This is a genomic window from Rhizobium sp. Leaf321 (genome assembly GCF_001423215.1).
GTDB lineage: Bacteria > Pseudomonadota > Alphaproteobacteria > Rhizobiales > Rhizobiaceae > Neorhizobium > Neorhizobium soli.
Window position 1 is genome coordinate 816,773 of sequence record NZ_LMOF01000006.1, and the last position, 22,926, is coordinate 839,698.

General features: G+C 62.5%; 17 protein-coding genes. 7 read left to right on the top strand and 10 right to left on the bottom strand.

What is annotated here, in order from left to right:
- Positions 1 to 2 precede the first annotated feature (2 nt).
- From ASF70_RS10235 to thrC, 3 genes are read right to left on the bottom strand one after another with little or no spacing between them, the layout of a single operon-like run.
- On the bottom strand, positions 3 to 614 hold the full coding sequence (locus ASF70_RS10235; RefSeq protein WP_062453614.1) for a GNAT family protein: 612 nt from the start codon (positions 612 to 614) through the stop codon (positions 3 to 5).
- A gap of 36 nt (positions 615 to 650) precedes the next feature.
- Positions 651 to 1,949, bottom strand: coding sequence for a pitrilysin family protein (locus tag ASF70_RS10240; RefSeq protein WP_062453613.1), 1,299 nt, complete (start codon positions 1,947 to 1,949; stop codon positions 651 to 653).
- Positions 1,950 to 1,990: 41 nt separating this feature from the next.
- The gene (gene thrC / locus ASF70_RS10245) at positions 1,991 to 3,385 is read right to left on the bottom strand and encodes a threonine synthase (protein WP_062579452.1); all 1,395 of its coding nucleotides are present in this window, start codon (positions 3,383 to 3,385) and stop codon (positions 1,991 to 1,993) included.
- 149 nt (positions 3,386 to 3,534) lie between these two features.
- Here thrC and ASF70_RS10250 point away from each other — a divergent pair, with 149 nt between their 5' ends.
- Together ASF70_RS10250 and ASF70_RS10255 are read left to right on the top strand one after the other, a co-directional pair.
- Positions 3,535 to 4,092, top strand: coding sequence for a hypothetical protein (locus ASF70_RS10250; RefSeq protein ID WP_062453611.1), 558 nt, complete (start codon positions 3,535 to 3,537; stop codon positions 4,090 to 4,092).
- Positions 4,093 to 4,218: 126 nt separating this feature from the next.
- Positions 4,219 to 7,011, top strand: a complete 2,793-nt coding sequence (locus tag ASF70_RS10255) for an autotransporter domain-containing protein (protein WP_062579454.1) — start codon at positions 4,219 to 4,221, stop codon at positions 7,009 to 7,011.
- Position 7,012: 1 nt separating this feature from the next.
- On the opposite strand, the gene ASF70_RS10260 is transcribed toward ASF70_RS10255, so the two are convergent.
- From ASF70_RS10260 to ASF70_RS10270, 3 genes are all read right to left on the bottom strand, one after another.
- Positions 7,013 to 7,699, bottom strand: a complete 687-nt coding sequence (locus tag ASF70_RS10260; RefSeq protein ID WP_062579455.1) for an HAD family hydrolase — start codon at positions 7,697 to 7,699, stop codon at positions 7,013 to 7,015.
- A gap of 112 nt (positions 7,700 to 7,811) precedes the next feature.
- Entirely contained in the window at positions 7,812 to 9,449 is a 1,638-nt protein-coding gene (locus ASF70_RS10265) for a Na+/H+ antiporter (RefSeq protein ID WP_062579457.1), read from the bottom strand.
- A 176-nt stretch (positions 9,450 to 9,625) separates the two neighbouring features.
- Positions 9,626 to 9,922 carry a nucleotidyltransferase family protein gene (locus ASF70_RS10270; protein WP_062579459.1) on the bottom strand — a complete coding sequence of 99 codons (297 nt, stop codon included), beginning with the start codon at positions 9,920 to 9,922 and terminating at the stop codon, positions 9,626 to 9,628.
- Positions 9,923 to 10,068: 146 nt separating this feature from the next.
- Between ASF70_RS10270 and ASF70_RS10275 the strand changes: the two genes are divergently transcribed.
- Positions 10,069 to 11,199 (top strand): site-specific DNA-methyltransferase, encoded by a 1,131-nt coding sequence (locus tag ASF70_RS10275; protein ID WP_062453606.1) that lies wholly within the window; start codon positions 10,069 to 10,071, stop codon positions 11,197 to 11,199.
- 232 nt (positions 11,200 to 11,431) lie between these two features.
- Here ASF70_RS10275 and ASF70_RS10280 read toward each other — a convergent pair whose 3' ends face one another.
- From ASF70_RS10280 to mutY, 3 genes are all read right to left on the bottom strand, one after another.
- Positions 11,432 to 11,866, bottom strand: coding sequence for a VOC family protein (locus ASF70_RS10280; protein WP_062579460.1), 435 nt, complete (start codon positions 11,864 to 11,866; stop codon positions 11,432 to 11,434).
- A 93-nt stretch (positions 11,867 to 11,959) separates the two neighbouring features.
- The gene (locus tag ASF70_RS10285) at positions 11,960 to 12,574 is read right to left on the bottom strand and encodes an HAD family phosphatase (RefSeq protein WP_062579462.1); all 615 of its coding nucleotides are present in this window, start codon (positions 12,572 to 12,574) and stop codon (positions 11,960 to 11,962) included.
- Positions 12,575 to 12,592: 18 nt separating this feature from the next.
- The gene (gene mutY, locus ASF70_RS10290; RefSeq protein ID WP_062579464.1) at positions 12,593 to 13,705 is read right to left on the bottom strand and encodes an A/G-specific adenine glycosylase; all 1,113 of its coding nucleotides are present in this window, start codon (positions 13,703 to 13,705) and stop codon (positions 12,593 to 12,595) included.
- Between the two features lie 92 nt (positions 13,706 to 13,797).
- On the opposite strand from mutY, the gene ASF70_RS10295 reads away from it, so the two are divergent.
- From ASF70_RS10295 to smc, 3 genes are all read left to right on the top strand, one after another.
- Positions 13,798 to 14,310, top strand: a complete 513-nt coding sequence (locus ASF70_RS10295) for a DUF721 domain-containing protein (RefSeq protein WP_062579467.1) — start codon at positions 13,798 to 13,800, stop codon at positions 14,308 to 14,310.
- A gap of 289 nt (positions 14,311 to 14,599) precedes the next feature.
- On the top strand, positions 14,600 to 15,304 hold the full coding sequence (locus ASF70_RS10300; RefSeq protein WP_062453601.1) for a DsbA family protein: 705 nt from the start codon (positions 14,600 to 14,602) through the stop codon (positions 15,302 to 15,304).
- Between the two features lie 51 nt (positions 15,305 to 15,355).
- A complete protein-coding gene (smc, locus tag ASF70_RS10305; RefSeq protein ID WP_062579469.1) occupies positions 15,356 to 18,817 on the top strand; it encodes a chromosome segregation protein SMC in 3,462 nt (1,153 codons plus the stop codon).
- Positions 18,818 to 19,092: 275 nt separating this feature from the next.
- Here the strand turns inward: smc and ASF70_RS10310 are convergent, their stop codons facing one another.
- Positions 19,093 to 20,073 carry a VOC family protein gene (locus ASF70_RS10310; RefSeq protein WP_062579471.1) on the bottom strand — a complete coding sequence of 327 codons (981 nt, stop codon included), beginning with the start codon at positions 20,071 to 20,073 and terminating at the stop codon, positions 19,093 to 19,095.
- A gap of 177 nt (positions 20,074 to 20,250) precedes the next feature.
- On the opposite strand from ASF70_RS10310, the gene ppdK reads away from it, so the two are divergent.
- On the top strand, positions 20,251 to 22,923 hold the full coding sequence (gene ppdK / locus ASF70_RS10315) for a pyruvate, phosphate dikinase (RefSeq protein WP_062579473.1): 2,673 nt from the start codon (positions 20,251 to 20,253) through the stop codon (positions 22,921 to 22,923).
- The last annotated feature ends 3 nt before the right edge of the window (positions 22,924 to 22,926 follow it).

Genomic DNA, 22,926 nt, shown 5'->3' on the forward strand with positions numbered 1-22,926 from the left:
CATCATGTGTTCAGCATTTTCGCAAATTCACCATCTTCTGGCAGTCGGGAGAAAATCACGTGGTCGCGCCACTCACCATTGATCTTGAGATATTTCCGCAAAAGACCTTCCCGCTCGAATCCGGCCTTTTCGAGAAGCCGGATGCTTTTCCAATTGTCCGGAATACAGGCTGCCTCGATCCGGTGCAACTGAAGTCCGCCGTAGATGTAGGGGATAGCCATCTCCAATGCGGCCAACATATGGCCTTGGCCCGAATGTTTCTCGCCCATCCAGTAGCCGACCATGCAGCTTTGCGACGCGCCGCGGCGGATATGGCCGATCGTCAGGCCCCCCAAAAGCTCCATCGTGTCGCGGCGGAAAAGCAGCATCGGCATGGCAACGCCTGACGCATGTTCCTGGGTGGCGCGCACCACGCGAGCGCGAAACGCCGATTCCGTCAGCTCGTCAGGACGCCAGGTTGGCTCCCACGGCTGCAGGAACGCCCGGCTTTGCGACCGCAGCGTCATCCAGGCCTTGTAGTCGGCATAGAGTGGCAGGCGCATGATGTGGCGCTCGCCTGAGATCTCCGGTGTGTCCGGATGTCGCGATAGGAACCGAAACACGGACTTGGCCATGGTGCTTGTGTGCTCCGGGCAGGGCAGGCGGCTTGATCAGCCGGCCGCCTTTTTGGTTGTCACGCCTGGTGAGGAAAGCGACGCCGCGATCTCTTCCATCGACGGCAGTTGTGCGATCGGCCCAACCGCCGAAAGCGTAGGCACCGTGTCGAAGAACAGACGTCCGGCAAGATCGGTCAGCCGCTGGGTGGTGATCCCCTCCAGGCGTTCCATCATCTCGTCATTGGGGATCGGCTTGCCGTAGAGCATCATCTGGCGGGCGATCTGGCCGGCGCGGGCGGCAGGGCTTTCCTGGCCCATCAGAAGCTGGGCACGGATCTGCGCACGTGCCCGGTCGATTTCCGCCTGATGGATCGTCTCGGACGCCTTGCGCAGCTCTTCGACGACGACAGGCACGAGGTTCGGCAACTCGTCGCCGTTGGTCGCCGCATGGACGCCGAAAATGCCCGTATCGGAAAAGCCCCAATGGAATGCATAAACCGAATAGCAAAGGCCCCGACGCTCGCGCACTTCCTGGAACAGCCGCGAGGACATGCCGCCGCCGAGGATGTTGGCGAGAATCTGCGAGCAGTAGAAGTCCCGCTGGTGATAGGCCTTGCCCTCGAAGCCGATCAGCAGCTGGGCATCCATCAGGTCGCGGTCTTCGCGGGTGTCGCCGCCGATATAATGGGCGGGCTCGAGAACGGGCGTCGCACTCGGCATGGTCGGCAGGCTGGCGAACCGCTCCTCGACCTGCTTGCAGAACACCTGGTGGTCGACAGCGCCGGCCGCGACGATGAACATCCGGTCGGTCGTATAATTGCGCGAGAGATAGCCGCGGATCTGCGGCGGCGTGAACCCTTTTACCGTCTCCGGCGTGCCGAGAATGGCGCGCCCGATCGTCTGGCCGCGATAGGCGACTTCGGAAAAGCGGTCGAACACCACGTCGTCGGGCGTGTCGTTGGCCGCGCCGATTTCCTGCAGGATGACGTGCTTTTCGCGGCGCAGCTCTTCCTCGTCGAATTCCGATTCCGTCAGGATATCGGCAAGGATATCGACCGCGAGCGGCACGTGGTCCTTGAGCACCCTTGCGTAATAGGATGTGGTTTCGGTCGAAGTCGCGGCATTGAGTTCGCCGCCGACATCCTCGATCTGCTCGGCGATATCGCGGGCACTGCGCCTCGCTGTGCCCTTGAACGCCATGTGCTCGAGAAGATGCGCGATGCCGTGCTCGTTCTCGGTCTCGTTGCGGGCTCCGGACTTGATCCACACACCGAGCGCGACGCTCTCCAGGTGTGGCATGGTCTCGGTCACGACTGTGAGCCCGGAGGGGAGCCGGGTGATTTCAACATTCATATTCACGTCTTCGCGTCTTTCCGGCACTGCCGATAACTGGCTCAGTTTGCCCGTGCGTGGTCGCCGATGAATGTTTCAACGGCCTTCAGCTCGGCGTCCAGCGTATCGAAGCGCTCCTCCCTGTGCATCAGATCAGCGAGCCATGATGGAAGTGCCGGATCAATTCCGCAAGCGGATTTTACCGCCGCCGGGAATTTGGCGGGGTGCGCCGTGGCCAATGTCACCATCGGGCTGCCGGGTCGCGCGTTCTTCTGAGCCACGAAAACACCGGTCGCCGTATGCGGGTCGAGCAGGTATCCGGTGGCTTCCAGCGTCTCACGGATTGTCTCGGCAACCTGCTCCTGCGTGGCGCGGCCGGCGCGGAATTCGCGCTTGATCGCCTTCAGCGCTTCCGGCTTGATTTCGAACGCACCCGATTGCTTCAGGCTCTCCATGGATGAGCGCACGGCGCTCGGATCGCGGCCATAGGCTTCAAACAGAAGCCGCTCGAAATTCGACGAGATCTGGATATCCATCGACGGCGACGTGGTCGCCATCACGCCCTGCATCTCGTAGCGCCCGGTCTTCAGGGTGCGGGCAAGAATGTCGTTGTCATTGGTGGCAATCACCAGCCGGTCGATCGGCAGGCCCATCTTCTTGGCCACATAGCCCGCGAAAATATCGCCGAAATTGCCGGTTGGCACCGTGAACGATACCTTGCGATCCGGTCCGCCGAGCGAAACAGCAGCTGTAAAGTAATAGACCACCTGCGCCATGATGCGGGCCCAGTTGATCGAGTTGACGCCCGAAAGCTTCACCCGGTCGCGGAAGGCAACATCGTTGAACATCTCTTTCACGATGTTCTGGCAGTCGTCGAAATTGCCCTTGAGCGCCACCGCATGCACGTTGGATGCGGTCGACGAGGTCATCTGGCGCTGCTGCACCGGCGATACCTTGCCTTCGGGAAAGAGGATGAAGATATCGGTCCGGTCGCGCCCGGCAAAGGCATCGATCGCCGCACCGCCCGTATCGCCCGATGTCGCGCCGACGATCGTCGCGCGCTCGCCGCGCTCGGCCAGAACATGATCCATCAGCCGCGCCAGCAGCTGCATCGCCACATCCTTGAAGGCAAGCGTCGTGCCGTGGAAAAGCTCGAGAACGAAATCGTTCGGGCCGGTCTGCACGAGCGGTACGACCGCCGGATGACGGAAGGTCGCATAGGCCTCGTTGATCATGGTCTTCAGCTTGTCGTCCGGAATTTCCCCGTCGACAAAATGCTTGAGGATCTCGAAAGCCACTTCCGCATAGGACTTTCCGCGCAGATTGCGGATGTCCCGCTTGGACAGCTGCGGCCAGTGGCGCGGCAGGTAAAGACCACCGTCGCGGGCAAGGCCGGCCAGCAGTGCATCACGAAAGCCGAGAGCGGGCGCTTCGCCCCGGGTAGAAATGTAGTCCACGACCGATAATCCCCAATCGATTTTTATTCGCGCCGCTGGTATAGACGATTGAAATCTGCGGTGAAAGACTGGAAAACGGCGCTGCGTTACGCCATGAGCATGTTTGGCGCGGCAAGCCGGTCAAAAGGGATGGAACAAGGTTGAGTATTGTGTTTGGCAAGATTTCCCATGGTCTCGTAACGGTATCCCTCCTGACGGCGCTCGCCGGCTGCAACTCGTCCTCTCCGGCGGGTGGCCTTGCGCCGACGGCACAGGCTGAAACCCCGGCGGTGGTGCAGGCCTATTGCCCGCAGGTCGTTCTGCGCGAACAGACGGCGATACGCCAGGAATACGCACGCGGCGGTCAGGATGATCCGCAGAAGCTCGTCTACCAGGCATCGCTGGCCGACGCGACGCGTCAGTGCACGGCAAACGAAACGACGATGACCATCAATGTCGTCGTCCAGGGCCGCCTCGTCGACGGACCTGTCGGTGCGCCGGGCCGCGTGACCCTGCCAATCCTGGTCGAGGTCGTCGATGGCGACAACACGATCTACTCGCAAAAGGTCGCCTATCCGGTCGATCTTCCGGCCGGCGGCACGCAGTTCATCTTCCAGAAGGCGGATGTGCAGATCCCGAACGCGCAGGGCGGCGCATCGCGCTTCACCCGCGTCCGCGTCGGTTTCGACAATGGCGCACCCGGCAAGAAGCCCGCACGCCGCAGCTAAGCCTGCGGCCACTCCGGTCGGGCGCTGACGGCGCCCGTTTAATCTTCGGTTAACCATAAATCCGTACCCAGTATGTGAAGATCGTCAAGGGCGCGTCGCCCGCGACCATTCGAGACAGGGTTTGGGATGATTGCTCCAGCTATCGTGGCGGACGCGAAGCGGCGTCTGCGGCTTTGCACCGCTATCGTCACGCTGGCAGCGCTTGCGCCCGGTGGCGCATCGGCGCAATCGGTCTGGACCGGCGCCTCCGACAACAATTTCATAAACGGCGCGAACTGGACGACGGCACCGGATGCCCCCGGCGTATCGGACGCAGCGTCGATCGGCTCCGGCGCGCCGACGGTCGCAACAGACACGGCCGTCGATACGCTCGCTGTGTCCGGCGGCACGCTTCATGTCGATGCGGATCTGACAGCTGATGGCGGCACGACGCTGTTCGACATGGGCCGCATCGAGATCTCGCAAAGCGGCACGCTCTCGTCCGATGTCACGATGTCATCAGGCTCTCTTTCAAACTCGGGCACGCTCAAGGGCGACCTTGCCTCCTCGGGTGGCGAAGTCGTCAACGACGGCACAATCGACGGCAAAACGACGCTGTCCGGCGATGCGCAGATGACCAATAATTTCGTCGTCACCGATGTCGATGTCGAAGCGACGGCCCGGTTCGTCAACAATTCCGGCGCCACGGCCGGTGCCGTCACCAATGCGGGCACCACATCCAACGCCGGCACGATCGCCTCGCTCACCAATACCGGCGGATCCTTCACCAACAACGATGGGGGCACGGTCACCGGCGATACAGTCGTCACGGGCGGCACCGTCACCAACAACTTCATCGTCACCGACGTCGATGTCGCAGCGTCAGCCAGTTTCGTCAACAATTCCGGCGCGTCGGCAGCAGCCGTCACCAACGCGGGCACGGCCTCCAATGCCGGCACTGTCGCGTCGCTTGCGAATGTCGGCGGCAGCTTCACCAACAACGGCACAATTTCAGGCGCAACGGCAGTCGAGGGCGGCACGCTCACCAACAATTTCGTGGTGACGACGGTCGATGTCGCGGCGGCTGCGATCTTCGTCAACAATTCAGGTGCCACGGCCGGCGACGTCACCAATGCCGGCAACGCCTCGAACACCGGCACGATCGCCTCGCTCACCAATACCGGCGGCACCTTCACCAACAACGACGGCGGCGAAATCACCGGAAGCACCACCGTGAAAGGCGGCACGGTCACCAACAATTTCGTCGTCACCGACGTGGATGTCGCGGCTTCCGGCAGCTTCGTCAACAATTCAGGCGCGGCCGCCGGCGATGTCACAAACGCCGGGACCTCATCCAACGACGGCACCATCGCCTCGCTTACGAACACCGGTGGCAGCTTTTCCAACACCGGCGAGATCAGCGGCGATGCGACGGTGACAGGAGGAGTGCTCGTCAATGACGGCACGATCGGCGGCGCGATCGATATTGGCACGGATGGCATGCTGTCAGGCACAGGGGAGATCGGTGGTCTTACCGTCAGGTCAGGCGGCACGCTGTCGCCCGGCCCGGGTATCGCAACGCTCGCCGTCAACGGCGACGTCACCTTCGAGGCCGGCTCGACCTATCAGGTGGAAACGCAAGCGGACGGCACGTCCGACAGCTTGGCCGCCACCGGTTCGGTCAGCATCGAAGGCGGCACGGTCGAGGTCCTCGCAGGTAGCGGCACCTATTCACCTGCTACGACCTACACGATCATCACAGGCGAAAGCGTCGCCGGTGCCTTCGACGACGTCACCACCGATCTCGCCTTCCTGTCGCCCATCCTTGCCTATGGCGCCGACGACGTGACGCTGAGCCTTTACCGCAACGATGTCGATTTCGCCGACGTGGCGAACACCGCCAATACGCGTGCAACCGCGACAGCAGTCCAATCGCTCGGAACGACAAACGACGTCTTCCTCGGCGTTCTCCAGCAAAACGCCGATGGCGCGCGCGATGCTTTCTCGCAGCTTGGCGGCGAGATCCACGCCTCGTTGAAAACCCAGCTTTTGAGCGACAGCCGGCTCGTCCGGGACGCAATCGTCGACCGGGTGAACGGTGCAGTCCCGATCCGCTCATCGGCCGAAGGTGCGACCAGCTTCTGGGCGACCGGCGTCGCCGCAACGGGTCAACTGCGCAGCGACGGCAACGCGGCCGGCATCGACAGCCACGCGGCGGGATTGATAGCTGGCTTCGACGGGCAGGCATCCGATCACTGGCGGCTCGGCGGTCTGTTCGGCTACAGCAATGCCTCCTCGGGCAGCGAGGCCGACTGGGAAAGCTATCATGCCGGGGTCTACGCCGCCGCAAACTGGGGAGACGTTGCCCTCACATCCGGCGCCGTCTATTCCGAAAACCGCATCTCGACGTCGCGCAGCGTCGACTTCGGCACGTTCACGGATGATCTTCAAGCCGATTACAGAGGCGCCACCCGCCAGCTGTTTACCGACCTGTCCTGGAAGACGACGGCAGGTCCCGTGACACTGCAGCCCTTCGCGAGCCTTGCCTATATCAATCTCGACACGGATGGTTTTCGCGAGAAGGGCGGGGCGGCCGCTCTGACGGGGAGTGGTGAAACGGACAACATCGCCCTTTCCACATTCGGCCTTCGCTGGTCGGCGCAAATGCCGATCGAGGATCTGCCGCTCACTGTCTCAGGCATGCTCGGCTGGCGCCACGCAGTGGGCGGCCTGACACCCGCGTCACGGCTCGCCTTTGCAAGCGGTGGCAGTCCGTTCATGCTGGAAGGCGTGGCGCTGCCGCGCGACACGGCCGTCGTCGAAGCCTCCGTCACGGCGCAGGTGTCGAAATCCGCGCGGCTGAAGCTCAGCTATTCCGGCGAATTTGCCCATTCGCTGACGAGCCATACCGCCAAGGCCAGCCTCGCGGTACAGTTCTAGATTAGATCCCGCCCCATTCACCAAGTGCGGCGATCACCGCCGGCAGGTCGCTCATCCGCGAAATCACCGTTTCGGCGCCGGCATCCGTCAGCCGGTCCGCATGGCTCGGATAGGTATGCGACGCGCCGGTAAAGCCCACCACCCGCATGCCGGCCGTGCGTGCACCATGGACGCCATGGGTGGAATCCTCGATCACCAGGCACCTGTCAGGCTCAACGCCGAACTGCTTTGCCCCATGCAGAAAGATGTCCGGCTTCGGCTTGACGCGGTCGGGACCGAGGTCCTTGGCGGAATAGATGTGGTTTTCGAAATAAGGCTTGAGGCCGACCTTGGTCAGCATCATGTCCAGCCGCTGGCTCGACGAATTCGAGCAGATGCAGCGCTGCGTGGTCAGCCGCGCCAGCGCGAACTTGACGCCGTCGATGATCTTGACGCTGCGTTCCAGCCGCTGGTCGAGCAGCTTTTCCGATTTGTCGAGCAGCGACGCCGACAGCGGAATATCCGCTTCCTGTTCGACCTGCAGAAGAATGTTCTTCCAGGTCATGCCGGCGAAGCGCTCGCCCATTTCCTCGACGCTGATCGGATAGCCCGCTTCCGTCAGCAGCCGGGATTCGACCTGTGCCGCGATGATTTCGGAATCGACGAGCACGCCGTCGCAATCGAAGATGATGAGGTCGAAGCCGCTCATGATGGATACTCTTTGATGAAAGAAGGTGAGGGCGATCTACACGAGGGCAGCGCCGGAAACAATGCGGAGGGCGATTTCCTCTACCGGCAAAGCGGCGACAACACGGCGCGCCTCAGAAACCGTAGCGCGCCTCGGCAAGATCGATCTCGCGAACGAGCTTGCGTGCGATTTCCTCGGAGATCTTGCGCCGGCGGCCGAGCCTAAACAGCTCGTCGCGTTCGGCACGCAGCGCCGCAAGCCTGAACCGCTTGTCGACCTCCTCCATCTTGCGCAACAGCTCTGCCTCGTCCCCCAGCTTGGAACGGCCCTCGATCCGCTGGCGGTAGAGTTCCATCAGCCGCGTGCCGACCTCGCCGTAAAGATCGGCGTCGGTCCGGCCTTCGCTCATCGCGTGCTGCAGTTTCTCGATCATCCGGATCGCAGCCTCTGCCGCCGCAATCCGGGCAATATCCTCTTCCTGGAGGTGATCATCCTCCGGCGGCAGTTCGAGGTTCTGGAGAAGATAGGGAAGGCCGATGCTGGCGGCCGTCAGCGACAGGATGATCACGCCGGCTGCCAGAAATATCACCAGATCGCGCGCCGGAAACGACGTGCCGTCGTTCATGGCAAGCGGCAGGGTGAGGATACCCGCAAGCGTGATCGCCCCGCGCACGCCGGCAAGCGACATGGCCGCCAGAAGCCGCCAGTGCGGCTTGCGGATCGCCTCTCCGCGACGCGCGGCGCGATACAGGGTAAAGCGCAAGGATACCCACACCCAGGCGAACCGCAGGGCCGCGAGTGCGGTGGTAATCACCGCCACATAGGCGATCAGCCAGATCGGGTGGAGGTGACCCGTCTCGGTGACGATCCGGGCGGCGCCCGAGACGATGCCCGGCATCTGTTCGCCCAGCAGCACGAAGATGATGCCGTTCAGCGCAAACTGCACCGTATCCCACACCGCGTAGCGCCGCATGCGTGTGGCAGCCATCGTCTGGCCGCGCAATTCGGCAAAGCTCATGGTGATGCCCGCCGCAACAGCTGCCAGAATGCCGGAGCAATGCAGGTGCTCGGCCAGAAGATAGGCGCCGAACGGAATGAGCAGGCTGATCAGGATCTGCGCGCCTGGTTCCTCGCCCAGCTTGCGCGACACGTAATACTTCGCCTTCATGACCACGAATGTGGTGCCAAAACCGATCAGGATGCCGCCGATCGCCACCCAGAGGAAGGTGCCGACCGCATCGGCCAGCGAGAACACACCGGTCAGCACGGCGGCCACCGCAAACTGCATGCAGACAAGGCCGGACGCATCGTTGAGCAGCGATTCGCCTTCTAGAATATGCATCAGCCGCCCAGGGATCGGCACCCGCGCGGCAATCGCCGAGACCGCGATCGGATCGGTTGGCGAGAGAATCGCGGCGAGCGCGAATGCGACCGCAAGCGGTATCGCCGGGATCATCCAGTGGACCAGAAAGCCGATCAGGATCACCGTGAACACGACAAGCCCGAGCGCCAGTTCCAGGATCACCGCCTTGTCGCGAAACAACCCTTCCTTGGGAATGCGCCACCCATCGAGAAACAGCAGCGGCGGCAGAAACAAGAGGAAGAAAAAATCCGGATCGAGCTGCACCGCAGACCCCGTCACGCCGGCGATCGCGGCCCCGAGCGCGATCTGCACCAGCGGCAGCGGAATGCCAACCGGAGAAAGCCTTGCAAGCGTGCCGCTCAGAACCACGGCGAGAAGCAGGACCAGGGCAATGGTGATGCTTTCCATGGTGGCACTCCTATCCGTTCCGGTTCCGGCCTGAATAGGAAATGGGAATGGATGAGGCAAGAGCCGGGAAGGGCGGTGCGACCTTTACGACCGGCTCAGTCGTTCCTGCAGCCCCCGCATCGCGGCTTTGAGCGGCGGCAGGTCATGCGCAATGACGTCCCAGATGACCTCGTCCATCAGAACACCTGTGTTGCAGAAAGTTCTATCCGATCTTTCAGGATCGGATGAAGGCTGTCCCGCGTCGTGACGTCTACAGGCGCGACAAGTTCATCCTCGAGAAACAGCTTGATCCCGACAAGATCGAGCAGAGAGAACTTCTTGCTCTCATCATAGTCGATAAACAGGTCCAGATCGCTGTCTGGGCCCGCTTCGTCGCGGGCAACCGAGCCGAACAGATAAAGCGAGGTCGCGCCGAGCGCCCTGATCGCGTCGGCCTGCCGTTTCAACTTCTCGATTGCCTCAGCTTTTCTCATGAGTTGTATCCTAGCGCATCTTCGCGCCTCCTTCCATCATTTTGCTTTTTTCCAGAAACAGGCCACCGGCTTCAGTCTTTGGTAACCAAAATGAGTAACCATAACAGTCAGTAAATTCGTATCCAGTACAGCGTAGCGAGTGTCTCATGGCCGCAGTCCTTCCTTTGATCGACCTCCAGAAACAGGCCCGTCCTCACGCCTGGATGAACTCCATCATCAAGGGCGATTGCGTGGCAGCCCTCGAGGCGCTGCCGGATAAATCGGTGGATGCGATCTTTGCCGATCCGCCATACAACCTGCAGCTCGGCGGCGCCCTGCATCGCCCCGACCAGAGCCTGGTCGATGCCGTCGATGACGACTGGGACCAGTTCGCGTCCTTCCAGGTCTATGATGCCTTCACCCGCGCCTGGCTGCTCGCCTGCCGCCGCGTGCTGAAGCCGAACGGCACGATCTGGGTGATCGGCTCCTACCACAACATCTTCCGCGTCGGCGCGATCATGCAGGACCTCAATTTCTGGCTCCTCAACGATATCGTCTGGCGCAAGACCAACCCGATGCCGAACTTCAAGGGCCGCCGGTTCCAGAACGCCCACGAAACGATGATCTGGGCGAGCCGCGATGCCAAGGCCAAGGGCTACACGTTCAACTACGAAGCCTTGAAGGCCTCCAACGACGACGTGCAGATGCGCTCCGACTGGCTGTTTCCGATCTGCTCGGGCGGCGAACGCCTGAAGGGTGACGACGGCAAGAAGGTTCATCCGACCCAGAAGCCGGAAGCGCTGCTCGCCCGCATCATCATGTCCTGCACCAAGCCGGGCGATGTCGTGCTCGACCCGTTCTTCGGTTCCGGCACCACGGGTGCTGTCGCCAAGCGTCTCGGCCGCAATTTCGTCGGCATCGAACGCGAGCAGGATTACATCGACGCCGCATCCGCCCGCATCGCGTCGGTCGAACCGCTCGGCAAGACGGAACTGACGGTCATGACCGGCAAGCGCGCCGAACCGCGTGTCGCCTTCAATTCACTGGTCGAAAGCGGTCTCGTCAAGCCTGGCCAGATCCTCACCGACGCCCGCCGCCGCCACAGCGCCATCATCCGCGCCGACGGCACGCTGACTTCGAACGGAGACGCCGGATCGATCCACCGGCTCGGCGCCAAGGTTCAGGGGTTTGATGCCTGCAACGGCTGGACCTTCTGGCACTACGAGGAGGCCGGCGTCCTGAAACCGATCGACGACCTTCGCACCATCATTCGCAACGGCCTGCCAAAAGCGGACTGAGCCACCAGTCCCGGGACCAGATCCCATGTCAGCTCGCGAGCTTCCTCTTCCGGTTTTGTACCTCTAGTCCCGGAAGAGGATCATGTGACGCCCGGAGTTTGAAGGCTCCGGGCGTCATCTTTTTTATGGGGCAAATGCACTGATTTCGGGGCCGCAACGACGCAGGCTCTGACCAGAGTAACCCTGAACACCTCCGAATTCGAATGTTTCGGCCCGTCCGCCGATCACCCGGCTAGGTTGCCTGCCGTCCATCCGGGTATTCTGCAGGCCCCTTGATCTCGATCTTATTGCCAAACGGGTCATGGATGTAGAACGAGTGCCCCATGCCCCGGGCGCCGCCATGAAACGCTTCCTGGACGATCTCTACCCCGTGCTTATCGAGATGCGTACGCAGTTCGTCATGGTCGAAAGGGCTGGTCGCAAGACAGACATGATCGACATTGCGCCCACCGGTCACCGGAGGCGCTGCTTTCGTTCCGCCCGGGTGAGTTACATCCCACAAGACGATCAATGACGAGCCGAACCAGACCTGCTCCATCCCCAGTGCCGGATAGGAATAGCCAGGCCGGCACCCCAGGACATCCGTGTAGAACGTAAGCGCACGTTTCATGTCGTCGATCAGAAGAACGATGTGATCAATGCCGACGGGAGCGAATGGAATTGCCATGAGGGGTGCCGGGTTAACGTGAGGTCGATTGCAAAACGAGGTGGGTGGGCCGGGAACTTATATCGTCAGCATACCGGCTACCACCCCCAACGCTCACACCTCGATACCGTGATCCCTCAAAGCCTTCCGCAGCGTTTCCGGATCCGTGAAATGCACAGCGTGCCAGCCCGCTGCCCGCGCGCCTTCGACGTTGGGATAGCTGTCGTCGATGAAGATCGAGGCTTCGGGGGTGAGGCTGAAATCGCGGGCGTGCTTTTCGTAGATTGCCACATCCGGCTTGATCAGGCCGATCTCGCCCGACACCGTGACGCCGCGCGGCTTGTCGAGAAACGGGAATTTCCGGCGGGCTTCGACGAATGTGTCGGCGGCGAAGTTGGTGAGCATGGTCACGTCGCGGCCGTTCTCGATCAGGCTCTCGAAGATGGCAACCGAGCCGTCATAGGCATGCGGCACCATTTCGTGCCAGTGCTGGCGAAAGGCCCGGATATTGGCTTCCTGTTGCGGATGCTGTTCAAGCAGCAGCGCTTCGGCCTCATGCCAGTTGCGGCCGCGGTCCTGTTCCAGGTTCCATTCGTGGGTGCAGACGTTGTCGAAGAACCACTTGCGTTCGGTCTCGTCGGGAATGATCCGGCTAAAGGGAAGGTTGGGATCGTAGTGGATCAGAACCTTGCCGATGTCGAAAACGATGTGATCAATCTTGGCCGCCATAGAGGATGTTTCCTGCTGTCAGTTTGGAGCTTTTGCGAAGGCGAGTGGTATAGCCTGGACGATTGCTTTTTTCATGACGGTCGGCAAGGCCTGGTTCTCCAGGCTCTCCACCGGTTCCCACCAGCCATTGTCCACAGCCACCTTGGTCACCTTCGCGCGAAAAATCGAAAGCCGCAGCTCGAAATGGGTGAAGACGTGAATGACCGTACCACAGGCCTGCCAGTCGGCAGACGGGATCGGCGCGTGATCGATCGTCGTGCCGCCGTCGAGCCGCGCGGTCCAGGCCGTCGTCGGCACTTCCGTCATGCCGCCTAAAAGCCCGGTCTCGATGCGCTTTCGAAGCAGCACCTCGCCATCGGGCGTCACCGCCACGAAGGCAGCGCCTTGGCGAACCGGCTTTTCCTTTTTTGCGGCCTTCACCGGAAACCGCTCAGGGTCGTCGCCGGCCAAGGCCAGACAGTCGTCCCGGAACGGACAGAGCGCGCAGGCGGGACGTTTCGGGGTGCAGATCGTCGCGCCGAGATCCATCATCGCCTGGGCAAAATCGCCCGGCCGGTCTGATGGCGTCAGCTCCACGACCTTTGCCTTCATGGTGGGCTTGGAACCCGGCAGCGGTGCATCGATCGCATAGAGACGCGAGATCACCCGCTCGACATTGCCGTCCATCACAGCCGATTGCCGGTTGAAGGCGATCGCGGCAACGGCGGCCGATGTATAATCGCCGATGCCGGGCAGGGCGCGCAGGCCATCTTCCGAATCGGGAAACACGCCGCCATGATCGGCTGCGACCGCTTCGGCGCATTTCTTCAGGTTGCGGGCGCGGGCATAGTAGCCAAGCCCCGCCCAGGCCGCCATCACGTCGTCGGAAGGGGCTGCGGCAAGATCGGTCACCTTCGGCCAGCGCTCGAGAAACTTTGCGAAATACGGTTTGACCGCCTGCACTGTCGTCTGCTGCAACATCACTTCCGACAGCCATATGCGATAGGGGTCGGGCCGGATCCCGGCTTTGGCAGCCGTCGGGCTGATCCGCCAGGGCAGCTCGCGGTGGTGTCGGTCGTACCAGGCGAGAAGCCTTTCCGCATGGGTCGGGCCATCGGCCGAATTCGTCGTCTTGGGAAGCGTCTGGAGCATCGTTTGCCGTTTGCCGCTGGAATGGCCTATAGGTATGCGTCAATGCGCCGGCATCAAGGACGGCACAACCTCAGGCGGCCAGTTATCCAGCGATGAATGCTCCGAAACCTCCGTTCCGCCGCAAAGGCGCGCTGCAGATCTCCGAAGTGGCGAACGGCATCATCGATCCGGTGCTGGCCCGCCGCGCCGGCATATCCACCGCGCTGCTCGGCTCCTGGGATGAGATCGCCGGCGAGGATTTCGCCGACTGTACCCGCCCCGAAAAAATCGCCTGGTCGCGCTATAACGACGGCTATAGCGAGGGTGGCCACCAGCCGGGTGTCCTCACCATCGCCTGCGAAGGGTCCCGCGCACTGTTTCTAGGCCATGCCCAGGGCGAATTGATTTCCCGCATCAACGGCTTTTTCGGCTTTCCGGCCGTGCGCCAGATCCGCATCGTGCAGAAGGCGGTATCGCAGACGTTCAAGCATCCGCGCAAACTGCAGCCGCTCAAAGGCGATGCGGCGAAACGGCTGGAGGGCATGATGGAAGGGATCGAAAGCGAAGCGCTCAAGAAAGCCGTCGCCAGGCTCGGCACCGCCGTTCTCCAGCAGAAGCGCAAGTAAGGGATCTGGCCCAATCTCGCCACCCTCATTCCTGTGCTCGTCACAGGAATCCAGCCAGCCCAAGTCCTTGGGCTGAAATAACTCTTTCCAGCGGTGAATATGCTTCGCCAGAATTGCTCTACTGGTCGTAGAGAAAACTCACATCAGCAGCAGCAATCAGCAGAACTATCCCCTCTCACCCCATTTCGTCACAATTCTTTGAAGGGATTTAACACTCCACCGCTTGTCGGGGCCAAGTCGCCACGATACGGAATATCGAACTTTTTCAAATCTCGAACACGGGTGTTCCATGCAGTTGAACGATAAGACCATCACCAGACGCGCGCTTCTCGGCGGAGTGGCGGTCACGGCGCTTTGCCTGTCGCTGCCGCTCGGCATGTCCGACGCCTTTGCCCAGGCACTTCCGGAATCGCAGGGCGATGTGGATATGGCGGCGGCGCTGAAGCCTGGCACCCTGCCGGAAATGGCGCTCGGCGAAGAAAACGCCAAGGTGACGGTCATCGAATACATGTCGATGACCTGCCCGCATTGCGCACACTTCCACAACACCACGTTCGAAACGATCAAGAAGAACTATATCGATACTGGCAAGGTTCGCTTCATCATCCGCGAATTCCCGTTCGATCCGGTCGCGACCGCTGCCTTCATGCTGGCGCGCTGCAACCCGCAGAACCCGGCCGAACTCGCAACGTCTGCGCAGTATTACCCGATGGTTTCGATGCTGTTCAAGCAGCAGCGCGCCTGGGCGGCACCCGCCGACAAGGATGTGCGCGGCGCTCTCCTGCAGTCGGTCAAGCTTGCAGGTTACTCACAGCAGAGTTTCGAAGCCTGCTTGACGAACCAGAAGCTTCTCGACGACATTAATACGGTCGTTAAGCGGGGCAACGAGGAATTCGGCGTCAATTCCACGCCGACCTTCCTGATCAACGGCAAGAAATACTCCGGAGATATGACGGTTGACTCCATGTCGAAGCTTTTCGACAGCCTTCTGTAAGATCGCCACCCCGGCGGGTAGGGGACCCGTCGGCGGGAGAAAGGGCGCAGCATGAAATTCAACAAGCTGCGCGTCGTTGGCTTCAAGTCCTTCGTCGAGCCGACGGAATTCATCATCGAGCGAGGGCTGACCGGCGTGGTCGGCCCCAATGGCTGCGGCAAGTCCAACCTTGTCGAAGCGCTGCGCTGGGTGATGGGCGAAAACTCCTACAAGAACATGCGCGCGTCCGGCATGGACGACGTGATCTTTTCGGGCTCGGGCAACCGTCCGGCCCGAAACAGCGCCGAAGTCGGCCTCTATCTCGACAATTCCGATCATACGGCGCCCGCTGCCTTCAACGATGCCGACGAGATCCAGGTGTCGCGCCGCATCGAGCGCGAGAACGGCTCGCTCTACCGCATCAACGGCAAGGAAGCCCGCGCCAAGGATGTGCAGCTGCTGTTTGCGGATGCCTCGACCGGCGCGCGCTCGCCCTCCATGGTTGGGCAGGGGCGGATCGGCGAGCTGATCAATGCCAAGCCCCAGGCCCGTCGCCAGCTTCTCGAAGAAGCCGCCGGCATTTCCGGCCTGCATTCGCGCCGCCATGAGGCCGAACTTCGCCTGCGCGCCGCCGAAACCAATCTCGAACGTCTCGAAGATGTCGTCGCCCAGCTGGAAAGCCAGATCGAAAGCCTGAAGCGCCAGGCCCGCCAGGCCAACCGTTTCCGCATGCTGTCGGCCGATATCCGCGCCCGCGAGGCGATGCTTCTGCATATCCGCTTCGTCCAGGCCCGCGAGGCGGAGGCGGAAGCCGAAACCGCGCTCAACCAGGCCACCAATATCGTCGCCGAAAAGGCGCAAGGGCAGATGGAAGCGGCAAAGGCACAAGCCATTGCCAGCCTCCGATTGCCGGAACTGCGTGAGGACGAGGCGAAGGCCGGTGCCGCCCTGCAGCGCCTGCAGATCGCCCGCGGCCAGCTCGAGGAGGAAGCCGGCCGCCTGCTGCGCCGTCGCGACGAACTGACGCGAAGGCTCTCCCAGCTTGCCGAAGACATAAGCCGCGAGGAACAGCTTGCCGCCGACAACACCGCTTTCCTCGACAAGCTGGATGGCGAAGAAGCCGAGCTGACTGAGACGCTGGCGGAGTCTGGTGCGGAAGCCGAAGACCTGCGTGAGGACTTCGAGTCAGCTGCCGCAACGCTTGCCGACAGCGAAAAGCTGTTTGCCGCGGTGACCGCCGAACGTGCCGAAGCTTCCGCCGGACGCAACGCGCTGGACCGGCTGATCCGCGATCTCGCCGAACGACGCCAGCGCCTCGACCGGCAGATGGCCGATGCGACGGGCGAACTCGACGCGATCGGACAAAAGCTTGATGGCCTTGACGATCCGGCCGAGCGGCAGGATGCGGTGGAAGCCGCCGAAATTGCCGTCGAAGATGCGACGATCGCGGCCGAAGAAGTCGAATCCGGGCTCGCCCATGCCCGCTCGAACGAACTGATGGCCCGCGGCCCGGTCGAATCTGCCCGCTCGGCGCTGAACGCGCTCGAAACCGAAAAGCGCACGATTTCCCGCATGCTGGCCGCCGGTGCCCTGTCCGGCGGCTTCGTGCCCGTCGCCGAAATGATCCGCGTCGATCGCGGCTATGAGGCAGCGCTCGGTGCAGCCCTCGGCGATGATCTCGAAACACCTGTCGATGCATCCGCCTCCGCCCACTGGTCGATCAATGGCGACGGCGCCTCTGATCCCGGCCTGCCGGAGGGTGCGCAAGCCTTGTCGACCTATGTGACGGCGCCGCCGGAACTGGCGCGCCGGCTAGGGCAGATCGGCGTGATCTCGCAAGGCGACGCAGAAAGACTGATGCCGCTGCTGCGTCCCGGCCAGCGCCTTGTGACCCGAGAGGGCGCCGTCTACCGCTGGGATGGTCATATTTCCGGGTCCGAAGCGCCGGGTGCGGCTGCCCTTCGCCTGTCCCAGAAAAACCGTCTGTCGGAACTGGAAGGCGAGATCGACGAGGCGCGCGATATCCTGTCGGAAACCGAGGATGCCCTGGCGCAGGCCGGCAGCGCCATCGCTATCGAGGAAAAGCGGCTCGCCGAAGCGCGAGACCGCAGCCGCTTTGCCGCCCGGCAGTTGAGCGATGCGCGCGATGCGCTTGCCGCCGCCGAACGGGCTGCGGGCGATCTGACGCGCCGCCGCGATGTGGTTGCGGAAGCGGTCAACCAGCTGACCGGCCAGATCGAGGATCTCGGCGTCCAGGAAGAAGACGCCCGCATAGAGCTTGAGGATGCGCCGGATCTCTCCGCCATCGATGCCAAGCTGTTGAACCAGCAGAGCGTCGTCGCCACCGATCGGGGTCGTCTTGCTGAAGCGCGCGCCGCGTATGAGGGCCAGAGCCGCGAGATCGAGGTGCGCAAGCGCCGCATTGCCGCGATCGCCCAGGAACGCGCCGCCTGGGTCTCCCGCATCGCCAGCGCCGCCGATCATATCGGCAGCCTGCGCCAGCGTGAGGAAGAGGCGCGCGACGAGATCGCCGATCTCGAAGCAGCGCCTGAAGAATTCGACGAGCGCCGCCGGGCACTGATCAACGAATTGCAAAAGGCGGAAGCTGCCCGCAAGGCCGCCTCCGATCGGCTGGTCGAGGCCGAAACCCGCCAGCGCGAAACCGACCGTATCGCCGCCACGGCCTTGTCGGAACTCGCCGAAGCCCGCGAAAAGCGCGGCCGTGCCGAAGAGCGTCTGGTCTCCGCCGCCGAAAAGCGCCACGAGGGCGAGCTGCGCATCCGCGAGGCACTCAATGTGGAGCCGCATGACGTGATGCGCATTGCCGGCATCGCGCCCGGCGCCACGCTGCCTGACATCCGCGAGATCGAACGGGAAGTCGACCGGCTCAAGATGGAGCGCGAGCGGCTCGGTGCCGTCAACCTGCGCGCCGAGGAAGAGCAGAAGGAGCTTTCCGACAAGCTCGCCGCGCTGATCCACGAGCGCGACGACATCATCGACGCCATCCGCAAACTGCGTGGCGCAATCCAGAGCCTCAACCGCGAAGGCCGCGAACGCATGCTGGCCGCCTTCGATGTGGTCAACAAGCAGTTCCAGCGGCTGTTCACGCATCTCTTCAATGGCGGCACGGCAGAGCTGCAGCTGATCGAGAGCGACGATCCGCTCGAAGCCGGCCTCGAAATCCTCGCCCGCCCGCCGGGCAAGAAGCCGCAGACGATGACGCTTCTGTCCGGTGGCGAGCAGGCACTGACGGCGATGGCGCTGATCTTTGCCGTCTTCCTCACCAATCCCGCACCGATTTGCGTGCTGGACGAAGTGGATGCACCGCTCGACGACCACAATGTCGAGCGCTACTGCAACCTGATGGACGAGATGGCGGCGTCGACCGAGACGCGGTTTATCATCATCACCCACAACCCCATCACCATGGCCCGCATGAACCGTCTGTTCGGTGTGACCATGGCGGAGCAGGGTGTATCGCAGCTGGTCTCGGTCGATCTGCAGACGGCGGAACTGCTGCGCGAAGCCAGCTGAGCCAGCGCTTTCCCGGTCAACCGGTCGCGGCCTCCGTATTTCTACCTACGTCAATTTACTCATATGGGACATCAGCGTCTCGGCGTAGTGTAATTTAACTAAAATCATATTGACGTGTGGTGCCTCGATGCCGCAAGTTCAGCATCGAAGTACCGCCGATATAGAGACCCCCCGCACGGGTTTTCCTGTCCTGTGCGGAAGGCTTTGCGGGGCCGATGTGATCCGGCCCCGCAAAGCGTTTTCATCTCTTTCCGACATCCGCGCCGCAGGCGTCTTTACAGCCCCGTCAGCCGCACATTCGTCCCCCAGGGGTCGAGAATGTCGATATGATCGACAGCCCTCGTGAAGCTGACCGACGCCTGTTTCAGCTTGTCCTTCAGCGCCAGCAGGTCGCTCTTTTCTGCAAATTCCAGCGAGAACCAGTCGAGCCCGGTTTGCGTCTCTTCCCGCATTCCCGCACCGGCGCTCTGCCAGGTGTTGAAGGCGAGGTGGTGATGGTAATGGCCGGACGAGAAGAAGCCCGAGTCGTCCCGGTTGCCGCGTGTCGATGACAGGCCGATCAGATCGCCATAGAAGGCCCGCGCCTTGTCGATCTCGCCGACCCGCAGATGGATATGACCGATCCTGAGGTTGGCGGGCGCTTTTGTGTAGGTGTCGCGGTTGATGTCGGTAGTGGCGACGATATCGTCCACGTCGAGCGCATTGGTGCCCATCGTCACCACCTCGCCCTCCCATGTCCACATTTCGTGCGGCCGATCCCAGTACACCTCGACGCCGTTTCCTTCGGGATCGGTCAGATAGACAGCCTCGCTGACGCTGTGATCGGCAAATCCTGTGATCGGAAATTGCCGCTGCGCCACATGCACCAGCCAGCGGGCGAGATCGCCGCGGTCCGGCATCAGGTAGGCAATGTGAAACAGACCGGCAGAACCCGGCGTCTCGAAGGCGGCCTCTGCCGAACGGACGAGATGCAGAAGCGGCGATCCCCCCGCACCCAGCACGACGCGATCGCCGGAAACATCATCCTGCTCGATGATCTCGAGCCCGAGCATGCCCTGGTAGTACGCGGTCATGGATTTGAGGTCCCGCACCCGAAGCGCCGCCTGATCCACATGGACAGGCGTCGTCACGGCAAAGGGCAGGGCAGGTGCAGCCATCGCCGCGCTCGTTCCTTCCGCCAGCAGCGCGCCGTTAAGGGCGGCCGTCGCAGACACGACACCCGCCAGTTTCAAAGCATTCCGTCTCGTGATGGTCATCGAAGGCCCTGCAGGTTCCGGCGGCGTTATAGAGACGCGCTAACCCATGCGCACGTCACTTTCCTGTCAGGCATGAGAACTCACCGATTTTGCTGCGCTGCAACATAATCCTGACGCATAATTCCCAAACGATCATAAACGCTGTAAATGCTTGAGAAGACTGGGTGGAGATGCGAAATGGCGAAATGGGTCTATCGCTTCGGCGATGGCAAGGCGGAAGGAGGCGCTGGTGACAGCGTCCGTCTTGGAGGCAAGGGCGCAAACCTCGCGGAAATGGCGAGCCTCGGCCTGCCGGTGCCGCCCGGACTGACGATCGTCTGCGATGCCTGTACCCATTATTTCGAAAACGCCCGCATGCTGCCCGACGGTCTGAAGGCCGAAGTCCTCGATGGCATCGCCGCCATGGAAGCAATCACCGGCCGCCGTTTCGGCGCAGGCATCCAGCCGCTGCTTCTTTCCGTCCGCTCCGGCGCCAGGGCCTCCATGCCCGGCATGATGGACACCGTCCTCAATCTCGGCCTTAACGACCATACGGTGCAGGCGCTGGCCGAAGATTCCGGCGATGCCCGCTTCGCCTGGGACAGTTACCGCCGCTTTATCCAGATGTATGCCGACGTGGTGATGGGCCTCGACCACGAGATCTTCGAGGAAATCCTCGAAGACGAGAAGGCGCGGCTGGGCCACGAATACGATACCGAACTTTGCGCCGCCGACTGGCAGCACATCGTCTCGCTCTACAAGCAGCTGATCAGCGAGGAACTGGAAACAGGCTTCCCGCAGGATCCGCACGAGCAACTCTGGAAGGCGATCGCCGCGGTATTCGCAAGCTGGATGAACCCGCGCGCGCAAACCTTCCGCATGCTGCACCGGATCCCCGAGGAATGGGGAACCGCGGTCAATGTCCAGGCCATGGTGTTCGGCAATCTCGGCTCGACCTCGGCCACAGGCGTTGCCTTCACCCGCAATCCGTCGACCGGCGAGAAAGCCTTGTACGGCGAGTTCCTGGTCAATGCGCAGGGCGAGGATGTGGTCGCCGGCATCCGCACGCCGCAATCGATCACCGAGGAGGGCCGGCTTGCCTCCGGTTCCGACAAGCCGTCGATGGAAAAGCTGATGCCCCAGGCATTCGCCGAGTTCCGCACCATCTGCGACCGGCTCGAAGCCCATTACTGCGACATGCAGGATGTGGAATTCACCATCGAACGCGGCAAATTATGGATGCTGCAGACACGCAACGCCAAACGCACCACCCGTGCTGCCATGAAGGTCGCCGTCGACATGGTCGAGGAAGGCGTCATCACCGAAAGCCAGGCCGTCTGCCGCATCGATCCGCCCTCGCTCGACCAGCTGCTGCACCCGACCATCGATCCGCGCGTCGAGCGCCACGTCATCGGCTCCGGCCTGCCCGCATCGCCGGGTGCTGCCACCGGCGAGATCGTGTTTACAGCCGAGGAGGCTGTCGAAGCCGACAAGGAAGGCCGCAAGGTCATCCTCGTGCGCATCGAGACCAGTCCGGAAGACATCCACGGCATGAACGCCGCCGAGGCGATCCTGACCACCCGCGGCGGCATGACCAGCCATGCGGCCGTCGTTGCCCGCGGCATGGGCATTCCATGCGTCGTCGGTGCCGGCTCCATGCGCGTCGATCTGCGCAACGAGGTGCTTCTTGCCGCAAACGGCGTCAGCCTTCGGCGCGGCGAAGTCATCACCATCGACGGATCCTCCGGCCAGGTGCTGAAGGGCTCCGTGCCCATGACCCAGCCCGCGCTGTCGGGCGATTTCGGCAAGCTGATGGCCTGGGCCGACAAGACCCGCCGCATGACCGTGCGCACCAATGCCGATACGCCGCAGGATGCCCGCGCCGCCCGCTCGTTCGGCGCTGAGGGCATCGGTCTCTGCCGCACCGAGCACATGTTCTTCGAAGGCGACCGCATCCACATCATGCGCGAGATGATTCTGGCGGAAACCGAGAAGGCCCGTCGCGCAGCGCTTAACAAACTTCTGCCGATGCAGCGGTCGGATTTCACCGAACTGTTCGAAATCATGCACGGCCTGCCGGTCACGATCCGCCTGCTCGATCCGCCGCTGCATGAATTCCTGCCCAAGACCGAGGCCGAGATCGACGACGTCGCCCGCGCCATGGGCATGCCGCCGGCCTTTCTCGCAAGACGCATCGATGCGCTGCACGAGTTCAACCCGATGCTCGGCCACCGCGGCTGCCGGCTTGCCATCTCCTACCCGGAAATCGCCGAAATGCAGGCACGCGCAATCTTCGAGGCGGCTGTAGAGGCCGGAAAGACCACCGGAGAGCCGGTCGAACTCGAAATCCTCGTGCCGCTGGTCAGCCTGCGCAAGGAACTGGATTACGTGAAGGGCGTCATCGATGCGGTGGCGAAAGATGTCGCCCGCGAAACCGGCGTGCCGATCGCCTATCTGGCGGGCACGATGATCGAATTGCCGCGCGCCGCCCTGCGCGCCCATGTGATCGCCGAAACCGCGCAGTTCTTCTCCTTCGGCACCAACGACCTCACCCAGACCACCTTCGGCATGTCGCGCGACGACGCGGCGGCCTTCATTCCCACCTATCAGCGCAAGGGCATTATCGAGCACGACCCCTTCATCTCGCTCGATTTCGACGGCGTCGGCGAACTGATCCAGCTTGCAGCAGAGCGCGGCCGCAAGACGAGGGCAGACCTGAAACTCGGCATTTGCGGGGAACACGGCGGCGACCCGGCCTCGATCCGCTTCTGCGAAAACGCCGATCTCGACTACGTCTCCTGCTCCCCCTTCCGCGTGCCCATCGCAAGGTTGGCTGCCGCCCAGGCAGCGATCGAGCGGACGAAGGGCTGACTG

Excerpts from the sequence above, each read along its gene's own strand:
- ASF70_RS10235 (WP_062453614.1), bottom strand. The coding sequence starts at position 614 with ATGGCCAAGTCCGTGTTTCGGTTCCTATCGCGACATCCGGACACACCG.
- ASF70_RS10240 (WP_062453613.1), bottom strand. The coding sequence starts at position 1,949 with ATGAATGTTGAAATCACCCGGCTCCCCTCCGGGCTCACAGTCGTGACC.
- ASF70_RS10255 (WP_062579454.1), top strand. The coding sequence starts at position 4,219 with ATGATTGCTCCAGCTATCGTGGCGGACGCGAAGCGGCGTCTGCGGCTT.
- ASF70_RS10260 (WP_062579455.1), bottom strand. The coding sequence starts at position 7,699 with ATGAGCGGCTTCGACCTCATCATCTTCGATTGCGACGGCGTGCTCGTC.
- ASF70_RS10265 (WP_062579457.1), bottom strand. The coding sequence starts at position 9,449 with ATGGAAAGCATCACCATTGCCCTGGTCCTGCTTCTCGCCGTGGTTCTG.
- ASF70_RS10270 (WP_062579459.1), bottom strand. The coding sequence starts at position 9,922 with ATGAGAAAAGCTGAGGCAATCGAGAAGTTGAAACGGCAGGCCGACGCG.
- ASF70_RS10275 (WP_062453606.1), top strand. The coding sequence starts at position 10,069 with ATGGCCGCAGTCCTTCCTTTGATCGACCTCCAGAAACAGGCCCGTCCT.
- ASF70_RS10280 (WP_062579460.1), bottom strand. The coding sequence starts at position 11,866 with ATGGCAATTCCATTCGCTCCCGTCGGCATTGATCACATCGTTCTTCTG.
- ASF70_RS10285 (WP_062579462.1), bottom strand. The coding sequence starts at position 12,574 with ATGGCGGCCAAGATTGATCACATCGTTTTCGACATCGGCAAGGTTCTG.
- mutY (WP_062579464.1), bottom strand. The coding sequence starts at position 13,705 with ATGCTCCAGACGCTTCCCAAGACGACGAATTCGGCCGATGGCCCGACC.
- ASF70_RS10295 (WP_062579467.1), top strand. The coding sequence starts at position 13,798 with ATGAATGCTCCGAAACCTCCGTTCCGCCGCAAAGGCGCGCTGCAGATC.
- ASF70_RS10300 (WP_062453601.1), top strand. The coding sequence starts at position 14,600 with ATGCAGTTGAACGATAAGACCATCACCAGACGCGCGCTTCTCGGCGGA.
- smc (WP_062579469.1), top strand. The coding sequence starts at position 15,356 with ATGAAATTCAACAAGCTGCGCGTCGTTGGCTTCAAGTCCTTCGTCGAG.
- ASF70_RS10310 (WP_062579471.1), bottom strand. The coding sequence starts at position 20,073 with ATGACCATCACGAGACGGAATGCTTTGAAACTGGCGGGTGTCGTGTCT.
- ppdK (WP_062579473.1), top strand. The coding sequence starts at position 20,251 with ATGGCGAAATGGGTCTATCGCTTCGGCGATGGCAAGGCGGAAGGAGGC.